The sequence below is a fragment of the Marinobacterium sedimentorum genome, assembly GCF_024267675.1.
Lineage (GTDB): Bacteria > Pseudomonadota > Gammaproteobacteria > Pseudomonadales > Balneatricaceae > Marinobacterium_A > Marinobacterium_A sedimentorum.
On record NZ_JALDYX010000003.1, the window covers coordinates 120,360 to 138,948 of the forward strand.

Sequence of the window (18,589 nt, forward strand, 5' to 3'; positions counted from 1 at the left end):
GATCCACCCTTGTGTTCATCATGTTCCTTACAGCTGCACACCGGAGAAGGACATGAAACCCAGAGACATCAGGCCAACAGTAATGAAGGTGATGCCCAGGCCACGCAGTCCTGCCGGTACGTCGCTGTATTTCAGCTTTTCGCGAATACCCGCCAGCGCCGTGATGGCCAGAGCCCAGCCCGTACCGGCACCCACTCCGTACACCACGCTTTCGCTGAAGTTGTAGTCACGCTCTACCATGAACAGAGCCGCACCCATGATGGCGCAGTTCACGGTAATCAGCGGCAAGAACACACCCAGCGCGTTGTAGAGCGCCGGTACGAACTTGTCGAGGAACATCTCGAGGATCTGCACGACCGCCGCGATAACGCCGATGTACGAGATATAGCCGAGGAAGCTCAGATCCACGTCAGGATAGCCGGCCCAGGCCAGCGCACCTTCACGCAGCAGATGGTTAAAGACCAGGTTGTTGATCGGCGTGGTGATAGCCAGCACCACGATTACCGCGATGCCCAGGCCAATCGCCGTCTGTACCTTCTTGGAGATCGCCAGGAAGGTACACATCCCCAGGAAGAAGGCGAGCGCCATGTTTTCAACGAAAACGGCCTTAACGAAAAGGCTTATCAGCTGTTCCATGATTACACCGCCTCCTGCTTGCTATTGGGGGCCAGCACATATTCCGGCGCCTCAACCTGGTCTTTCTTCCAGGAACGCACGATCCAGATAAACATGCCGATAATGAAGAACGCACTTGGCGGCAGCAGCAGCAGACCATTGGCCTGGTACCAGCCACCGTTGTTGATCAGCGGCAGGATTTCGAGGCCGAACAGGGAACCGGACCCCAGCAGTTCACGGATGGTGCCGACAAACATCAGCACCACGCCGTAACCCAGACCGTTGCCGATTCCGTCCAGGAATGAAATCACCGGCGGATTCTTCATGGCGAAGGCTTCGGCACGCCCCATGACGATACAGTTGGTGATGATCAGACCGACGAAGACCGACAACTGCTTGGACACATCGTAGGCATAGGCCTTGAGGAACTGATCCACCACAATAACCAGGGACGCGATAATCGTCATCTGGCAAATGATGCGGATACTGCCCGGAATGTAATTACGGATCAACGACACGAAAAAGTTCGAAAACGCCGTTACCACCGTCACCGCCAACGCCATGACAAATGCGGTATTGAGGTTCGACGTCACCGCGAGGGCGGAACAGATACCCAGTATCTGCAACCCGATCGGGTTATTGGCAAAAATCGGTTTCGTCAGGACGTCTTTAGCTGAAACTGAAGCCATGATTTACACCCCTCCTGCACGCAGGTTAGCCAGAAACGGCGCATAGCCATTCTCGCCGAGCCAGAATTTAACCAGGTTGCTCACGCCATTGCTGGTCAGAGTCGCGCCGGACAGGCCATCAACCTGATGAGCCGCATCCGGCGAAGACGGATTCACATTGCCCTTGATCAGGTGAAGCAAGGGCTCCATGGAACCCTCTGCATACACCTGCTTGCCTGGCCAGAGTGCCTTCCAGGCCGGGTTGTCGACCTCGCCACCCAGACCCGGCGTTTCGGCGTGGGAATAAAAGCCCAGACCCACCACTGTGTTCAGGTCGCCCTCCAGTGCCAGGAATCCGTACAGCGTAGACCAGAGGCCGTAACCGTGTACCGGCAGGATAATGCGTTCGATCTGGTCTCCATTTTGCACCAGGTATACCGGCATATAGCGGGCCTGACGCTTGATGGAGGCGATATCGTCCTGGCGATCCAGCTTGATGGAGCGTGCCGGATCCTTGGCAGCCTTGGCCGCATCGTAGGTCGCCGGATTCACCGCATCGGTGAACTTGCCGGTCTCCAGATCGACGATCTTGGTGGTGATCTGGGCGAAGAGCTCATCCACGGACTTGCCGGGCTCACTGATGCCCGCCGCCGACAGGATGTTGGACTTGCGATCCAGTTCCTTGTTGGAAACCTGCTGTGGCTTGAGCAGTACCGCGGCGGCGGATACCACCACCGAGCAAACCACGCACAGCAGAACCGTCACGGTAATCGTTTTACTGATGGAATCTTTAGCCGCCATGGCGCTTCATCCTCCGCTTGATGTTCGCCTGCACCACAAAGCTGTCAATCAGCGGTGCAAAGAGGTTACCGAACAGGATTGCCAGCATCATGCCTTCCGGGAAGGCCGGGTTGACGACGCGAATCAGCACAACCATCAGGCCGATCAGGGCACCGAAGTACCACTTGCCGGTATTGGTCATGGACGCCGACACCGGATCCGTGGCCATGAAGAACAGACCGAAGGCATAACCGCCAAGCACCATGTGCCAGTAGAAAGGCACGCTGAACATGGGGTTGGTATCGGAACCGATCAGGTTCAGCAGCACGGTGGTCGCCACCGTACCCGCCAGCACGCCGGCAACGATGCGCCAGGCTGCAACGCGGGTGTAGAGCAGAACCAGGCCACCGATGGCGATACAGAGCGTGGACACTTCACCCACCGAGCCCTGAATATTGCCGACGAAGGCATCAAACCAGGTGATGTTCTGCGCCAGAATGGCATCCACACCGCCCGCCGCTGCCAGACCCAGCGGCGTAGCACCGGAGAAGCCGTCAACGGCCGTCCAGATCGCATCGCCCGACATCTGCGCAGGATAGGCGAAGAACAGGAAAGCACGACCGGTCAGTGCCGGGTTAAGGAAGTTTTTGCCGGTACCACCGAACACTTCCTTGCCGATCACCACACCAAAGCTGATGCCCAGGGCAACCTGCCACAAGGGAATGGACGGCGGCAGGATCAGCGCGAACAGGATAGAGGTGACAAAGAAGCCTTCGTTGACTTCATGGCCACGCTTCATCGCGAACAGCACTTCCCAGAAACCACCGACCACAAAGGTCACCGCGTAGACGGGAATCCAGTAGGCAGCACCGTGTATGATGTTGTCCCAGAGGCTGTCCGGATTGAACGATGTCAGAGCACCGGCAATGCCACCCTGCCAGCTGCTCGCTTCGGTCAGACCCAGGCTCGCCATGGCAGTGTTAGCCTGGAAGCCAACGTTGTACAGACCGAAGAGCACGGCCGGAAAAGTACAGAGCCACACCAGGATCATCATGCGCTTGAGGTCGACGCCATCGCGCACGTGGGCGGCGCTTTTGGTCACCTGCCCCGGGGTGTAGAAAATGGTATCGACCGCTTCGTACAGCGCATACCAGTTTTCATATTTGCCGCCTTTATGGAAATGCGGCTCCATTTTGTCAAGAACGTTTCTCAGGCTCATTGGATCAGGCCTCCTTCTCGATACGCAGCAGGTTGTCGCGCAGAATGGGGCCGTACTCGTACTTGCCCGTGCAGGCGAAGGTAAAGAGTGCGAGGTCTTCCTCATCCAGTTCCAGACAGCCCAGCTGCATCGCGGTCACGATGTCACCGGTGATCAGGGCACGCAACAGCTGCGTCGGCAGGATATCCAGCGGCATCAGGGTTTCAAACTGCCCCACCGGCACCATGGCACGCTCGGAACCGTTAGTGCTGGTAGTGAAGGCAAACTTCTTGCCTGCGCTCAGCACGGAGGTAAACATGTTCAGTACCGAGAACTTCTCGGCCCCGGCCGCGATCCAGCCCATGAATTCGCGCTTGTAGCCTTCTTCCAGCACGCTGACCTGGGTGGCGTAGCGGCCGAGATAGCCCATGGGGCCTGCGGCACTGCGGCCATTCCAGATGGAACCGCTGATCACGCGATTGGTACCGGGTTTGAGGCGACCGGCGCAGATTTCCGCCAGGTTCGCGCCCAGACGGGTACGCAACAGAGTCGGCTTGTCGACCTGCGGACCACCCAGAGCAATCACACGCTCAGTCGACAGGCGACCTTCGGTGAACAGCTTGCCCATGGCGATAACATCCTGGTAGCCCACAGACCAGACGGTCTTGGTGCGGGATACAGGATCGAGGAAATGAATGTGAGTGCTGGCGTTGCCGGCCGGATGAACACCGGAGAACTCGGACAACTGCACGCCTTCGACCGCATTGACCTTGGCGCCTGCAGCCGTGCAGAGGTAGACCTTGGTCTTGCTCAGCACGGTCAGTAGCTTGAGACCATTGGCAAAGGCATCGGCCTGTTCGGCAATAACGACCTGAGGGTCGGCGGCCAGCGGGTTTGTATCGATCGCGGTAACGAAGATCGAGTGTGGCTCGCTGCCAGGCTGAGGAACCTTGCTGAACGGACGGGTACGAAACGCTGTCCAGAGTCCGGACTGCACCAGGTTCTGCTCAACCTGAGCACGCTCAAGACCCGCCAGCTGACCGGCATCGTACTTGGCAAATTCGACTGCTTCCTCGTTGTCATCCAGTTCGATAACAACAGACTGCAGTACCCGACGTTCGCCACGGTTGATTTCCTTGACGACACCCGCGCCAGGTGCCGTGAAGTCGACGCCTTCTGTTTTCTTGTCGGAAAAGATCACTTGACCGAGTTTTACCCGGTCCCCCACCTTGACGGCCATCGTAGGCTTCATGCCTACATAATCCGGACCCATCACGGCGACGGAGCGCACGGTCGGAGCTGCGCTAATCAGCTGCTCCGGTGCCCCCGCAATCGGTAGATCCAGACCCTTATTGATCTTGATCATACGCCTCACCCAATCACGTTAACTATGTTTCAGGACTCCGCCCTTGAACATCAGTCATCAAGTCAACGCTGCCCCGGCAACGATCGAGATGCTGTTTTGCTTTTGTCCCAAGGAAAGATTTGTCCCGCCAAAAATCCGCAACAGTATAACTGAGCGCAGCCTGTCTTTTCTACAAAGTACCTTTGCAATCAGGCCCTTTGCTTCATTTAAGTTCGATAATTTTCAACGCGGGCAAAGGGAGCGCACAAAAAAGCATCACGACGGGAATAAAGCCGCACTCAAGCGGAGCCTCACCAGACTAGCACACGGGGTACAACCCGACCTTGGTCGTACAGGCGGCGGATAAAGGCTGCGCCAGATCAGGCGGATACAAAAAAACTGTCAGACAATGATCCGAACGGCAAAGAGCGGACTACAGCAACCGAGACAGCCAGCAAGCTGAGTCCATATAAACAAAAACCGGCTGCACCAGAGGTGCAGCCGGTCAGACCTCTCAAAAAGAGGCCGCGCCGGTCAGGCCTGCATCAGAACGATCCAGACCAGCGGGATCTGAATCAGATCGACTGAGGCGGGAACGCCGGCAGGGTGCAGTGAGCCATGTTCTGCATCATGCGGAACACCTGACAGCTGTAACCGAACTCGTTATCGTACCAGACGTAGAGTACGCAGCGCTTGCCATCGACGATGGTCGCCAGACCATCCACCACACCGGCGGCACGGGAACCGACGAAGTCTGTCGATACGGCTTCAGGCGAGGTGCTGAAATCGATCTGCTTTTGCAGATCGGAGAAGAGTGCAGCATCACGCAGGTAGGCGTTCAGCTCTTCCTTGCTGGTTTCCTTCTCCAGGTTCAGGTTCAGAATGGCCATGGAGACGTTTGGCGTCGGTACGCGAATCGCGTTACCGGTCAACTTGCCTTCGAGCTGCGGCAGCGCCTTGGCAACAGCCTTGGCCGCACCGGTCTCGGAAATGACCATGTTCAGACCCGCCGCCCGACCACGACGATCACCCTTGTGATAGTTGTCGATCAGATTCTGGTCATTGGTGTAGGAGTGTACGGTTTCAACGTGACCGTTCAGCACACCGAACTTCTCATCGATCATCTTCAGCACCGGCACAATGGCGTTGGTGGTGCAGGATGCGGCAGACAGAATGCGGTCTTCGTCGAGAATATCCTGGTGATTCACGCCCATGACGATGTTCTTGATGCCCTTGCCAGGCGCCGTCAGCAACACGCGGGACACGCCTGTCGCACGCAGGTGGAGGCTCAGGCCATCGGCATCACGCCACTTGCCGGTGTTGTCGATCAGCAACGCGTTGCTGATGCCGTAATCGGTGTAATCGATAGTGTCAGGCGCATCGGCAAAGATCACCTTGATCACGTTGCCATTGGCAATCAGGGCCTGGTTTTCTTCATCGACCTGAATCGTGCCCTTGAAAGATCCGTGTACGGAGTCACGACGCAGCAGGCTGGCGCGTTTTTCCAGATCATTCTCGGCATTGCCACGGCGTACGACGATGGCACGCAGACGCAGGGACTGGCCACCACCGGTACGCTCGATCAGTAGGCGCGCCAGCAGGCGGCCAATGCGACCAAAGCCGTACAGCACCACATCGGTAGGTTCGCGCTCAGGAGCGCCGATCACGCTGTCGAGTTCTTTTTTCAGGAAGGCTTCGATATCACCGTTGCCTTCGTGCCGGAACTTGATTACGAGCTTGCCGACGTCTACGTGCGCGTTGGCAACACCCAGCTTGTCAACAGCTTCCAGTACCGGATAGGTATCATGAACGCTGAGTTCCTCCTGATCCTGCATCATCTGGCGCGCAAAGCGGTGCGCCTTGAGGATATCGGTGACCGAACGCTTGTGCACAAGGCGTCCGAACACAGAAGTTTCAACATTCCGATCGCGGTAGAGACGGCCGATTAACGGCACCATGGCCTCTGCCAGCGCTTCTCGCGCTTTCCAGTCTGCGAATACTAGTTCTTGGCTCACAGGTAACTCCAAATAACGTCAAGGCTGAAATTGGCTGCGGGCGCATTATGGCTTTTTCCGCCAAGCGGGGCAAACTTGCCGACTACGACTTTCGCACTGCAGCATTTGACGCAGGCCTCCTGGATCGCAAGTCTGCCCTTTTGACCCTGCAGGCGTTAACATAGGCCGCTTTTGTAACCGGGGCTTCAAGGAGTCAGCAACCGTGTTTGAACTGGACTATCCGATGCCGGCGGGAGCGGGCGATATAAAGCGTATCGGCCAGTTAAAAGGCAGCGCCCAGGGCTACCTCGCCGCCGCCGCCGCCCGTCGTCACAAGGGCGTGACCCTGGTCATCGCCACCAGCAGCGATACCGCTGTGCGCCTGGCCAGCGAAATCGCCTTTTTTGATCCCGAGGTCGAGCTGCTGTCTTTTCCCGACTGGGAAACCCTGCCATACGACAATTTTTCACCGCACCAGGACATCATCTCAGAACGTATCCTGAGCCTGTATCGGCTGCCGCAGCTGAGCCGCGGCATCCTGATCGTCACCGCCGCCACCCTGATGCAGCGCATCGCACCGCGCCAGTTCATCGGCGGCAACAGCCTGCTGCTGGACACCGGACAAAAACTGGACCCCAGCGAAACCCGCCAGATGCTGAGCGATGCAGGTTACCGGGCCGTTGAAACCGTGTACGAACATGGCGAATTCGCCCAGCGCGGCGCCATACTCGACATCTACCCCATGGGCAGCCGCCTGCCCTATCGCATCGACCTGTTCGATGACGAAATTGAAACCCTGCGCGTCTTTGATCCCGAAACCCAGCGTTCCATCGAGCAGGTGGAGCAGGTGCGCCTGCTGCCGGCCCAGGAGTTCCCGTTCGACGCCAGCGCCATCACCGGATTTCGCCAGCGCTGGCGCGAACGCTTCGACGTCGACCCCGGCCGCTGCCCGACCTACCAGGACGTCAGCAATGGCGTGACACCCCCTGGCATCGAGTATTACCTGCCGCTGTTTTTCGATAGCAGCATGACGCTGTTCGACTACCTGCCGGACAACACCCTGGTGGTGTGCGACCCGGGCCTTGAGGCGGCGGCCGAGCAGTTCTGGCACGAAGCCCAGGCGCGCTATGAAGAGCGCCGCCACGATATCGAACGCCCACTGCTGGCGCCTGAAGAAGTGTTTACCCGGGTCGCCGACCTGTTCGGCGCCCTCAAGCGCCTGCCACGGCTGGTACTGCACAGCGACAGCGCAGGCAATGGCGGCGGCGCCCAGGACAGTCGGTTCGAGGAGCCGCCGACACTGCCCGTCAACGCCCAGTCAAATCAGCCCATGGCGACACTGATCGAATTCCTGGATGGCCACCCGGAACCCATACTGTTCTGCGCCGAATCCGCCGGGCGACGCGAATCCCTGCTCGAACTCTTCGCCGCGGCCGGCATAAAGACGCGCAGCGTTGAGAACTGGCAGGACTTTACCGACCAGCAGCCGCGCCACGGCATCTGCGTCTATCCACTGGAACTGGGCCTCAACCTGCCGGGCCAGTGCCAGCTGATCACCGAAACCCAACTCTTCGGCCAGCAGGTATTTCAGCGCCGGCGTCGCAGCCGCGACAAGGAACAGGCCGACCAGGTCATCAAGAACCTGTCAGAACTGCGTATAGGCGCGCCCGTGGTACACCTTGATCACGGCGTCGGCCGCTATCTGGGCCTGCAGTGCATCGAACTGGACGGCCAGCAGAATGAATTCCTGACACTGGAATATGCCGACAACGCCAAGCTTTATGTACCGGTCAGTGCACTGCACCTGATCAGCCGCTACGGCGGCAGCAGCGATGACAATGCCCCGCTGCATCGCCTGGGCACCGAGCAATGGATCCGCGCCAAGCGCAAGGCGGCCGAAAAGGTACGCGATACCGCCGCCGAGCTGCTGGATATCTATGCCCGTCGCGGTGCCCGAGAAGGCTTCAGCTTTGGCAACCCGGATGCCGAATACCGCCAGTTCAGCGCCAGCTTCCCGTTCGAGGAAACCCCTGACCAGGCACTGGCCATCGAAGCCGTTATCAATGACATGACCGCACCCAAGCCGATGGATCGCCTGGTGTGCGGCGACGTCGGCTTTGGCAAGACAGAGGTGGCCATGCGCGCCGCCTTCCTGGCGGTGCAGAACGGCAAGCAGGTGGTGATACTGGTACCCACCACCCTGCTGGCACAGCAACATTACGATAACTTTCGCGACCGCTTTGCCGACTGGCCGATCAACGTCGAACTGATCTCACGCTTTCGCAGCACCAGCCAGCAGACCCAGGCGCAGGAAAAGCTGGCTTCGGGCGAGATCGACATTATCGTCGGCACCCACAAGCTGCTGCAGGGCGACGTCCAGTTCAAGGATCTGGGCCTGGTGATTATCGACGAGGAACACCGCTTTGGCGTCCAGCAGAAAGAGCGCCTCAAGTCCCTGCGCGCCCAGGTGGATATACTCACCCTCACCGCCACGCCGATTCCGCGCACCCTCAATATGGCCATGTCCGGCATGCGTGACCTGTCGATCATCGCCACGGCACCGGCGCGACGCCTGTCGGTAAAGACCTTCGTGCGCGAAAGCGACAAACCCATGATCAAAGAGGCCATCCTGCGTGAACTGCTGCGCGGTGGCCAGGTGTACTATCTGCACAACGAGGTCAAGACCATCGAGCGCACCGCAGAAGAGCTCAAGGCTCTGGTGCCCGAGGCCCGCATCGGCATTGGCCACGGCCAGCTGCGCGAGCGCGAGCTGGAGAAGGTCATGACCGATTTCTACCACAAGCGCAACAATTTGCTGGTATGCACCACCATTATCGAAACCGGCATCGATATCCCCAACGCCAACACCATTATTATTGACCGGGCCGACAAGTTCGGCCTGGCCCAGCTGCACCAGCTGCGCGGCCGTGTCGGCCGATCCCACCACCAGGCCTACGCCTATCTGCTGACACCGCCCATCGCCAATATGACCACGGATGCCGGCAAGCGACTGGAAGCCATCGCCCAGGCCAGCGATCTAGGCGCAGGCTTCACCCTGGCGACCCACGATCTGGAAATCCGTGGCGCCGGCGAGCTGCTGGGGGAAGGCCAGAGCGGCCAGATGCAGAGCGTTGGCTTTACGCTTTATATGGAGATGCTGGAGCAGGCCATTCAGTCGATGCGCGATGGCAAGACCCCCAACCCGGATGCCCCGCTGCAGCACGGCCCCGAGATCAACCTGCGCCTGCAGGCCCTGATCCCGGAAGACTACCTGCCCGATGTGCACAACCGGCTTATCCTCTACAAGCGCATTTCCAACGCCAGCAATGACACCCAGCTGCATGAGCTCCAGGTGGAAATGATTGACCGCTTTGGCCTGCTGCCGGAACCGGTGAAGAGCCTGTTCCGCATCACGACACTCAAATTGCGCGCCAGCGCACTGGGAATTGCCAAGGTCGATGCCGGCGATAAAGGCGGACGCATCGAATTCAACTCCGATACCACTATAGATCCGTACAAACTGGTCACCCTGGTCCAGAGCCAGCCGCGACGTTTCAAACTCGAAGGCGCCAGCCAGTTACGCTTCAATGTCGAGATGACGACGCCCGAACTGCGCACCCAGACCGTCGAAAACCTTCTTAACGAGCTTTCTGCATGAGATTTCACCCAACCCAGTCCCCGCTGCTGACTAGCCTGGCGTTCACTCTGCTGACACTGCTCAGCCTGTTAGCCCGGGCCGAGAGCCCCGTCTACAAGGTGGAAGTGCTGGTCTTCGCCAATCAGGACCCGGCGGCCCTGAAAGAGCAGGCCTGGCACAGCCTGGAGATCCCGCGTATTGCCGGGGCGGCAGAACTGGGCAACGGTGGCAGCGGCACCTATCAGCGCCTGCCCGACAATAACCTGGTACTGACAGCGGAAAAAAACCGTCTGGCACGCCAGCAGGGATTCCGCACCCTGTTCCACAGCGCCTGGTATCAGCCAGTGGGCAATCGGGACAGCAGCCGACCAGTACATCTGCGCGGCGGCCAGCTGATGCCCAACGGCGCCTACGAGCTGGATGGTTACATCAGCATCGACCGCGACACCTTCCTGCAGGTGCGACCCGATCTGTACTACACCCGTTTACAGAGCGCCGGCAATCTGCAAACGGCAACGCTGGATACGCCGCGGCGCATGGAAGCCAACGAGATTCACTACCTGGATAACCCGCTATTCGGCGTACTGGTACTGATTCAGCGCTAGACAGCGCCCCTCCTCAGGCCTTTACATACAAAAAGGGCTCCTCGCGGAGCCCTTTTTTGATCAAAGCCATTTATCTAGTACGAGGGCGCGCCTACAGCAGACTCTTAGCCGTCTTTGCCGGCGACTCGTCAAAGGTCTTTTCAGAAGCCTCCCTGGAAGGATCTGTGACAACCGTCGCCACCGGCAGATCGACATGAAACACCGTCCCCTGCCCCGGCATACTGTCAAAACCGATCTTGCCGCCATGGCGCTCAACGATGGCCCGCGTAATGGCGAGCCCCAGCCCGGTACCACCCAGGCGGCGCGTGTCCGATGAGTCCGCCTGGGTAAAACGCTCAAATACCTGCCCCTGAAACTCCAGCGGAATACCGGGGCCCGAGTCCGCGACACAGATACGCAGCTGCGCATTCTCAGGCAGGACAGACATAACAACGTCGCCTCCTGTCGGTGAGTACTTGCAGGCGTTGGACAGCAGGTTTGACAATACCTGCAGCAGGCGATTTTCATCCCCGAGCACAAACGCGGGCCCACCCGGGCAGGGCACCAGGCGTAACTGCACGCCAAACTTGTCGGCATAGCCCTGATTCATCGCCAGCGCCTTCTCGGCCAGAGCATTGACCGGCAACGGCTGCAGCTTGAGTTCGACATCAGCGTACTGAATCTTGCCGATATCAAGCAGATCGTTGATCAGGACCTCAAGCCGCTGACAGTTGCCGTAGGACAACTCAATGGCGCTGGCCTTTTTGTCGGGATGGTCGTCCAGCACCCCTCCCACCACCAGCCCCAGCGCCCCCTTGATCGAGGTCAGTGGCGTCCTGAGCTCATGATTCACCGTAGAGATGAATTCATCCTTCATGCGATTGACCTTATGCCGCTCGGTCAGGTCGTGAATGATCAGGGTGTAACGCATGCGCTCTCCAATCGGCAACGGACTCACCGCAAGCTCAATGGGCACCCGGCTGCCGTCAGGACGCAAGACCCAGGTATCGAAGCGACTGCCCGCACCGGACAACGACCGCAGCCCGCCAGTGCCGACCACCAGACTGATGAAAAACTCCGGCACAACCTCACTGATCAATCGCCCGACCAGTGCCTCGGCGGGCTGACCGAAGAGCGCCTCGCCAGCCGGGTTAACCGACTCCACCCGCCCCTTGCCATCCAGCGTCATGATAGTTTCAATGGCAGTGTTAAGAATCCCGCTCAACTCCGCCGTACGGCGCTGCACCAGCACCCCCACCTCATAGGCCCGGCCTGTCATGGCCAGCAAAAATGCACCCAGCACACTGGCAAAAAGCAGCCCTGTTGCCAGCACGCCCCAGGCCTGCCAGCCACGATGACCCGACATGTACCCCGCCGACGGCCAGAACTGCAGCGTCCACAGCCGCCCAGCAACATCAAGATCAGCGGTGAAGCCATAGGAGGCCGCCGCATAATCCGCGTGATCATCCACCCCATAGAGATGCCCCCTCTCGGACGTCGCTGCCCGATCGTCGATCGACAACAGGATATCGCCGGGCAGCCTGGCCCTCAGCACCGCATCCACAATGTCGCCGACACGGAATACACCGACCGCAAAACCGGCCAGATGCCGCCTGCGCTCAGGCTCGCTACTGCTCGTGCCGCTATATACGGGGTGAAACAGCAAAAAACCAGATTGGGACCCGCTCTCCTGCACCAGCGTAATCGGCGCTGTCGCCACTGCAAGCCCCGTATCCCGCGCCTGATTCAGCGCCTCCAGACGCTCGTTACTGGACGCCACATCAAACCCCAAGGCCTTGCCATTGTCGCCCAGCGGCTCCAGATAGGTCGCCACTACATACTCAGGCCGTTTTCCCGCCCGCACCAGCGCCCCGGTGGCGTCCCGCTCGGTGATTGCAAAGCCGGGAAAGCCCTCCGCCTGCACTAACTCTTCGAAATCCGCCCGCTGGGCATCGGTGATACGCGGGTTCCAGCCCAGCCCCTGAATGCCGGGCTTTTGCAGCAGCATGTTTTCGACAAAGGCACTGAATTCCGGGCGCGTTACCCGGGATGAACTGACAAATAAACGCTCGATTGATGCGACAGAATCCAGGTGACCGGCCACAGTGCTCCGCAAAGCCTCTGCCGCTTCGCTCGCCGCCTTGCGGAACTCAAGCTCGGCACGCTCCGCTTCCCACTTGCTAACCCAGACAAACAGCAGAATCACCGACGCCAGCGACAACAACAGCGGCACCGCCACCGAATGGCGCCGCCCCCACCACAATGACCTGGGCTGAGAAAAACAGATAAACATCAGCGGCGCTGCAATCAGCACACCGATGGCATCCCCCACCCACCAGGTAAACCAGCTGTAGCCATACTCGGCAATACTGATAACGCCGCCGATATACAGGCTGGTCGCCCCAATACTCGCATTCACCAGACAAGCGACAGGGCCCGCCAGCAGCATAAACCTGAAAATATCCTGTTCACGGGACTGGGAGGTCGGATACCCCAGCACCCGACGCACCAGCCAGGCCCCTGCCAGCGCCTGCAGCATCGCACCGCTGGCAGCGCCGATGGACACCTCCATCGCCGCCAGAGACAGCGCCCCCCGCTCCAGCCCCACCCAGCCATTAAGCAGCATCGACCCCAGAAAAATGCCTGGGCACAGACGGTTACCCCATATCAGCAGGGCCGCGACGGCAATACCGGCGGAGGGGAAAATAGCCGTCGCATAGCCAGGCGGTATGGCCAGCAGCAGCGCCAGCCGCCCCACCAGGGCGTACACGATGCACAGTATCAACACCGCCGCCAGCCAGCCCTGCTTGCTCCCTGCACGCAAAAATTTATCCATGTAGCGGGCCGCCTCTGAATCGATGGGGAAAGGAGCCTTAGGGCCACGACGACGGCTAAATAACAGCTGTCGGCGAGCGGCGCAGTATCCTCCAAAGCAATAGTGCATCATCTTCCAACGAGGTGCCAGCGTGCCACAAAAGCCTGTCACGAACCCGTGGTGGTGGTGCGCCCAGCACCAAAACGACGAATCCCGCCACCTGGTACCAGGTGGCGGGATTCATAGGGGCATGCCGAGCCCAGGTCCTGAACAGCCCGCTCAGGCCTTTGCCGGTGCTCGCTCCGAGCGCGACTCGGTCTGGGATGAAAGAGCTCCCTGAGCCGCCACGGCGTCCGGCAACGAGGCCAGGTGCAGCGTCTGGGTCGGGAACGCCACTTCTGCACCACGGGCTTCAATGATCTCAATGATGCGCAGCAGCACATCCTGCTTGATCTCATGGAAGCGTATCCAGTTGGTGGTGCGCGTAAAGGTATAGACGAAGAAATCGACCGACGATGCGCCGAAGCTGTTGAGGTTGACGATCAGCGTCTGCTCCTGATCAATCTCCTCGTGCTGGCGCAGCATGGCATGCACATCCGCCACTATCGCCTTGACGCGCCCGACATCGTCGTAGCGTACACCGATGGTTTCGTAGATGCGTCTGTTGGTCATGCGCGAGGGGTTCTCCACCGAAATACTGGCGAAGGTGGCGTTAGGCACATAGAGCGGACGCTTGTCGAAGGTGCGGATGCGGGTCTGGCGCCAGCCGATTTCCTCCACCGTACCTTCGATATTCTTGTCCGGGGAGCGAATCCAGTCCCCCACCTTGAACGGGCGGTCCAGGTAGATCATCAGACCGCCAAAGAAGTTGGCCAGCAAATCCTTGGCGGCAAAACCCACGGCGATGCCGCCGATACCGCCAAAGGCCATGACGCCGGACACGCTGTAACCGAAGTTCTGCAGTACCACCAGCGCCGTGGTAATAATGATCGACAGACGCAGAAGCTTGCCGATGGCGCCGACCGTGGTCTGATCCATCGGCGTCTTGACCTTCTGCGGCGACACCAGCGCCACTTCGGCGCGCTGAATTAGACGTATAAGGAACCAGGTGATCAACACGATCACCGCCATGCGGCGCACCGGCCCCACCACATCCATCAGCATGGTGCCGGTCTGACGATCAATCACCTCCAGCGCCCAGGCGGCACCAAAGATCCAGATCAGTGCCGCAATGGGACGCCGCGCCGCCGCCAGCAGCAGGTCATCCCAGACATTGGCGGTCTGCTCCAGGCGCACACTCAGACGCCGGAACAGCCGGTTGGAAAGGTAATTAAGCAGCATGGTCATAAAGACAATCAGAAAGACCCGCAACATCCAGCTGGTCTCCGGGCCGAAGGGCCAGTAATTCGCCAGCTGCTCACTAAACGCTTGCCACATCCGTTACATTCTCCGCTTGATGTCAGATTAACCCTGTTTGAGTGCCCGCAGCTCTGCTGCCAGCGCCTGCGCCCGTACCTGGCGCTGCTGGTCTATTGCTTGCCTGTCACCACGCAGCGCCGCAATAGCCGGGTTGGGTACCCGGGGGTGCGCCCGCAGATAGTCGAGCACCTCACGTGCGCCTTCGGGGTGATTACAGACCAGCAGCATGTCGCAGCCGGCTTCAAGCGCGCGGGCGGCACGGGCCGCATAGCCGCCGGCAAAACCAGCGCCCTCCATGCTCAGGTCATCACTGAAGATGACACCCCTGAAGCCCAGCTGCGTACGCAGCACCTGCTGCAGCCAGTAGTGCGAAAAACCGGCGGGTGAGGGGTCCACCGCGCTGTAGATAACATGGGCCGGCATGACGCCGGCAAGCCCCTCAGCGATGAGCTGCGCAAAGGGCTGCATGTCCTGCTGTTCAATGGTGGCCAGGTCCCGCTCGTCGGTGGGAATCTCCAGATGGGAATCCGCCTCGGCCCAGCCGTGCCCCGGGAAGTGCTTGCCGGTAGCGGCCATGCCAGCCTCAGCCATGCCGCGCACAAAGGCTCCGGCCAGGGCGCTGACCGTTGCCCCATCACCGCCAAAGGCGCGATCGCCGATCACCCGGCTGCGGCCATAATCCAGATCCAGCACAGGCGCGAAGCTGATATCGATATCCATATCCAGCAGCTCTGCGGCCATCAGCCAGCCGAGCTCCACCGCTTCAGCCAGCGCCGCGTCAGGCGCACAGGCATAACGCTGCGCCAGCACACCCATGGCGGGCAGCAGCGTGAATCCCTGACGAAAGCGCTGCACCCGCCCGCCCTCGTGATCGACCGCGATCAGAATATCCGGCGCGAGCGCCCGCACTGCCGCGATCAGCTGGCGCAGCTGGACCGGGCTTTCAAAATTGCGACTGAACAGAATCAGCCCACCAATGGCGTCGTCGGCCAGCAGCGCCGCTTCATCGGCACTCAGTTCGGTGCCCGCCAGATCTAGCATCAGTACAGCGGCTGTCATGGAAATTCCTCTGCTCTCAACTTTTTACAAACTCGCACATTCACATGATTTAAATGCCACAAACCCCCACGCACAGGATCTCAAAGATCAATGACGACCGCCGTGCCTGTGGTGACGCGCTCAAACAGATCCAGCAGATCGGCATTACGCATGCGGATGCAGCCGTGGGACAGGGCCACACCCATGGGTTCGGTGTCCGGCGTGCCGTGGATATAGATGTATCGGCGCATGCTGTCGACTGTCCCCAGTCGATTGAATCCGGGCTCGCAGCCACTTAACCAGAGGATGCGCGTCAGTATCCAGTCCCGCTGCGGATGCTTGCGGGCCAGTGCCTGGGAGTAGATTTCACCGGTAAATCGACGCCCGCGAAAGACCGCATTTAGCGGTTGCCCCGCGCCTATCCTGGCGCGAATGCAGTGCCGGCCACGGGGCGTACAGCCACTGCCCTCCTGTTCGCCGGGGCCATTGCGTGCCGTGGATATGGGATAGCACTGCAGCACCCGCTCAGCCTCGAGCAGCTCAAGCTGCTGCCGGCTGATTGACACACGCAGCCAGCAGTCACTCATAGCCAGCAGAACTGGGTGTTTTCGGCCCGCGCCTGAAAGCCACCGGCCAATACCGGCACCAGCCGGTGCAGAGTGCGCTCGATTTCGGCATCCAGATCAAGGGTCTGCTTTTCGATCGCCACCAGGGTCTGGAAGTTTGCCAGGGTAAAAACGACCGAGCCCAGCAGGAAGTGCAGCCGCCAGAAGAATTCATCATCCTCCATGGGCGCCGAATCCTGCCTCAGATGCTGCAAAAACGGCTGCAGACGCGCACCGTAGTGCGCCACCAGATGCTCGCGCAACACCTGCTGGCGGCCCATGTAGGCCAGATCCAGCAAGCGCATGAATACGCTCAACTCGTCGGTGCTGCGCCTTTGCGCCTGCAACAGTGCACGCATCAGCATGTCCATCAGCTCATCCAGCGTCAGACGCTGCGGCGCCAGCGCCAGGCGCTCCGCCAGCACGCACTCAAGCTGCTGCACCAGCGGCTCGATACAGGCATCTGCCAGCGCCATTATCAGCCGTTCCTTGGAACCAAAGTGATAGTTGACTGCGGCAAGGTTGACATCGGCGCGTGCGGTAATCTGGCGCAGCGTGGTGTCGTTGAAGCCCTGCTCGGCGAACAGCGACGCCGCCGCCTGCAGTATCTTGTCCATGGTGTCGGATTGTGGCATCCGTTTCTCTCCCGTTGAACATGCCACTCGTCCCGAGTGGCACCGTACAGTCTGCAGCCTGTCGGACTTAACTCTGATCTACTGCGGAAAAGCCCGACAGACTGCTAGGTGCGCTTTACATGGAGTCCGTTTCAGCGCGACAGCAAGCGGCTTTTATACAGCCGGTCCCACCAGCGCAGCATCAGGCTGTCACCGGTATGTATGGCGAAATCGCTGATACGTTCCTGCAGGCTCTTCTTTTCTTCATAGCGTACACAGAACACATCGGCGTCGCGCGCGGCCTGCATCAGGTAATCGTCACTGGTGCAGATTTCATCGATCAGGTGCTGCTCCAGGGCGCGCTTGCCAAACCAGATTTCGCCGGTGGCTACCTTGTGAATATCGAGCTGGGGCCTGTAGCCGGTCACGAATTCCTTGAACAGCTCATGGGTGTCCTCCAGCTCTTCAACGAACTTCTCCCGCCCCTTGTCGGTGTTCTCGCCGAACATAGTCAGAGTGCGCTTGAATTCACCGGCGGTAAGAATCTCCATGTCGATATCGTGCTTTTTCAGCAGCTTGTGGAAGTTGGGCATTTGCGCCACCACGCCGATGGACCCCAGCACCGCAAAAGGCGCGGCCATCAGTTTGTCGGCCAGACAGGCCATCATGTAACCGCCGCTGGCGGCAACGCGGTCAACACAGATGGTGAGGGGGATTTTCTGTGCCCGAATGCGCTCGAGCTGCGAGGCGGCAAGGCCGTATTCATGCACCAGGCCACCGGCGCTCTCCAGCCTGAGCACAACTTCATCCTCTGGGCCGGCCACGGTGAGTATCGCGGTAATCTCTTCACGCAGCGGCTCAACGTCGCTGGCCTTGATATCGCCATCGAAATCGAGCACGAACAGGCGGCGCCCGGCCGACGCCTCGACCGCTTCACCCTTTTTCAACGCTTTTTTGCGCGCCTTGGCCTCGGCCTTTTCCCGCTTGGCCTCGTCCTTCATCTGCTGCTTGTAGCTGTCTTTGTCCATCACCGATTGTTCGATGGCGCTTTGCATATCCTCAAGCTGGTCATTGAGGCTTGTGACGCTGATCTCCCCGTCCGACCCTCCTTTACGATTACGCCCGGCAATAAGGGTAAGCCCAAGCACAAACACCAGCACAGCGACCACCAGGGTCATCGTTTTGGCCAGAAAGAGGCCGTAATCAGACAGGAACGAGAGCACGCGCTTCTCCAGAAAATCTTAGATCAATGTAAGCCGGGTAATGTACCATAAAAC

General features: G+C 59.6%; 15 protein-coding genes. 3 read left to right on the plus strand and 12 right to left on the minus strand.

The window, feature by feature from the left end; genetic code table 11:
* Positions 1-27 precede the first annotated feature (27 nt).
* The 5 genes from nqrE to MRS74_RS04835 are packed head-to-tail and all read right to left on the minus strand — an operon-like array spanning position 28 to position 4,627.
* A complete protein-coding gene (nqrE, locus tag MRS74_RS04815) occupies positions 28-636 on the minus strand; it encodes an NADH:ubiquinone reductase (Na(+)-transporting) subunit E (protein ID WP_067294831.1) in 609 nt (202 codons plus the stop codon).
* Between the two features lie 2 nt (positions 637-638).
* A complete protein-coding gene (locus MRS74_RS04820; RefSeq protein WP_254579150.1) occupies positions 639-1,304 on the minus strand; it encodes an NADH:ubiquinone reductase (Na(+)-transporting) subunit D in 666 nt (221 codons plus the stop codon).
* Between the two features lie 3 nt (positions 1,305-1,307).
* On the minus strand, positions 1,308-2,084 hold the full coding sequence (locus tag MRS74_RS04825) for a Na(+)-translocating NADH-quinone reductase subunit C (RefSeq protein ID WP_254579151.1): 777 nt from the start codon (positions 2,082-2,084) through the stop codon (positions 1,308-1,310).
* Positions 2,074-3,282 carry an NADH:ubiquinone reductase (Na(+)-transporting) subunit B gene (locus MRS74_RS04830; protein WP_254579152.1) on the minus strand — a complete coding sequence of 403 codons (1,209 nt, stop codon included), beginning with the start codon at positions 3,280-3,282 and terminating at the stop codon, positions 2,074-2,076. Before MRS74_RS04830 ends, MRS74_RS04825 begins: the two co-directional genes overlap by 11 nt.
* 4 nt (positions 3,283-3,286) lie before the next feature.
* On the minus strand, positions 3,287-4,627 hold the full coding sequence (locus MRS74_RS04835) for a Na(+)-translocating NADH-quinone reductase subunit A (RefSeq protein ID WP_254579153.1): 1,341 nt from the start codon (positions 4,625-4,627) through the stop codon (positions 3,287-3,289).
* Positions 4,628-4,670: 43 nt separating this feature from the next.
* On the opposite strand from MRS74_RS04835, the gene MRS74_RS04840 reads away from it, so the two are divergent.
* Positions 4,671-4,973 (plus strand): hypothetical protein, encoded by a 303-nt coding sequence (locus MRS74_RS04840; protein WP_254579154.1) that lies wholly within the window; start codon positions 4,671-4,673, stop codon positions 4,971-4,973.
* Positions 4,974-5,181: 208 nt separating this feature from the next.
* On the opposite strand, the gene MRS74_RS04845 is transcribed toward MRS74_RS04840, so the two are convergent.
* The gene (locus MRS74_RS04845; protein ID WP_254579155.1) at positions 5,182-6,621 is read right to left on the minus strand and encodes a glyceraldehyde-3-phosphate dehydrogenase; all 1,440 of its coding nucleotides are present in this window, start codon (positions 6,619-6,621) and stop codon (positions 5,182-5,184) included.
* 202 nt (positions 6,622-6,823) lie between these two features.
* On the opposite strand from MRS74_RS04845, the gene mfd reads away from it, so the two are divergent.
* Positions 6,824-10,258: a transcription-repair coupling factor gene (gene mfd / locus MRS74_RS04850; protein ID WP_254579156.1), complete on the plus strand. Its 3,435-nt coding sequence runs from the start codon at positions 6,824-6,826 to the stop codon at positions 10,256-10,258.
* Positions 10,255-10,842 (plus strand): CsiV family protein, encoded by a 588-nt coding sequence (locus MRS74_RS04855; protein WP_254579157.1) that lies wholly within the window; start codon positions 10,255-10,257, stop codon positions 10,840-10,842. The genes mfd and MRS74_RS04855 overlap by 4 nt, the downstream gene beginning before the upstream one ends.
* A 91-nt stretch (positions 10,843-10,933) precedes the next feature.
* On the opposite strand, the gene MRS74_RS04860 is transcribed toward MRS74_RS04855, so the two are convergent.
* The 6 genes from MRS74_RS04860 to sohB all read right to left on the minus strand — a co-directional run bounded on the left by MRS74_RS04860 (position 10,934) and on the right by sohB (position 18,535).
* Positions 10,934-13,657 (minus strand): CHASE domain-containing protein, encoded by a 2,724-nt coding sequence (locus tag MRS74_RS04860; protein WP_254579158.1) that lies wholly within the window; start codon positions 13,655-13,657, stop codon positions 10,934-10,936.
* A 258-nt stretch (positions 13,658-13,915) separates the two neighbouring features.
* The gene (locus MRS74_RS04865; protein ID WP_254579159.1) at positions 13,916-15,073 is read right to left on the minus strand and encodes a mechanosensitive ion channel family protein; all 1,158 of its coding nucleotides are present in this window, start codon (positions 15,071-15,073) and stop codon (positions 13,916-13,918) included.
* Positions 15,074-15,100: 27 nt separating this feature from the next.
* On the minus strand, positions 15,101-16,114 hold the full coding sequence (gene nagZ, locus MRS74_RS04870; protein WP_254579160.1) for a beta-N-acetylhexosaminidase: 1,014 nt from the start codon (positions 16,112-16,114) through the stop codon (positions 15,101-15,103).
* Between the two features lie 80 nt (positions 16,115-16,194).
* Positions 16,195-16,680, minus strand: coding sequence for a L,D-transpeptidase (locus tag MRS74_RS04875; RefSeq protein ID WP_254579161.1), 486 nt, complete (start codon positions 16,678-16,680; stop codon positions 16,195-16,197).
* Positions 16,677-17,333, minus strand: coding sequence for a TetR/AcrR family transcriptional regulator (locus MRS74_RS04880; protein WP_254579162.1), 657 nt, complete (start codon positions 17,331-17,333; stop codon positions 16,677-16,679). Before MRS74_RS04880 ends, MRS74_RS04875 begins: the two co-directional genes overlap by 4 nt.
* A 131-nt stretch (positions 17,334-17,464) precedes the next feature.
* A complete protein-coding gene (gene sohB / locus MRS74_RS04885) occupies positions 17,465-18,535 on the minus strand; it encodes a protease SohB (protein ID WP_254579163.1) in 1,071 nt (356 codons plus the stop codon).
* Positions 18,536-18,589: the final 54 nt, after the last annotated feature.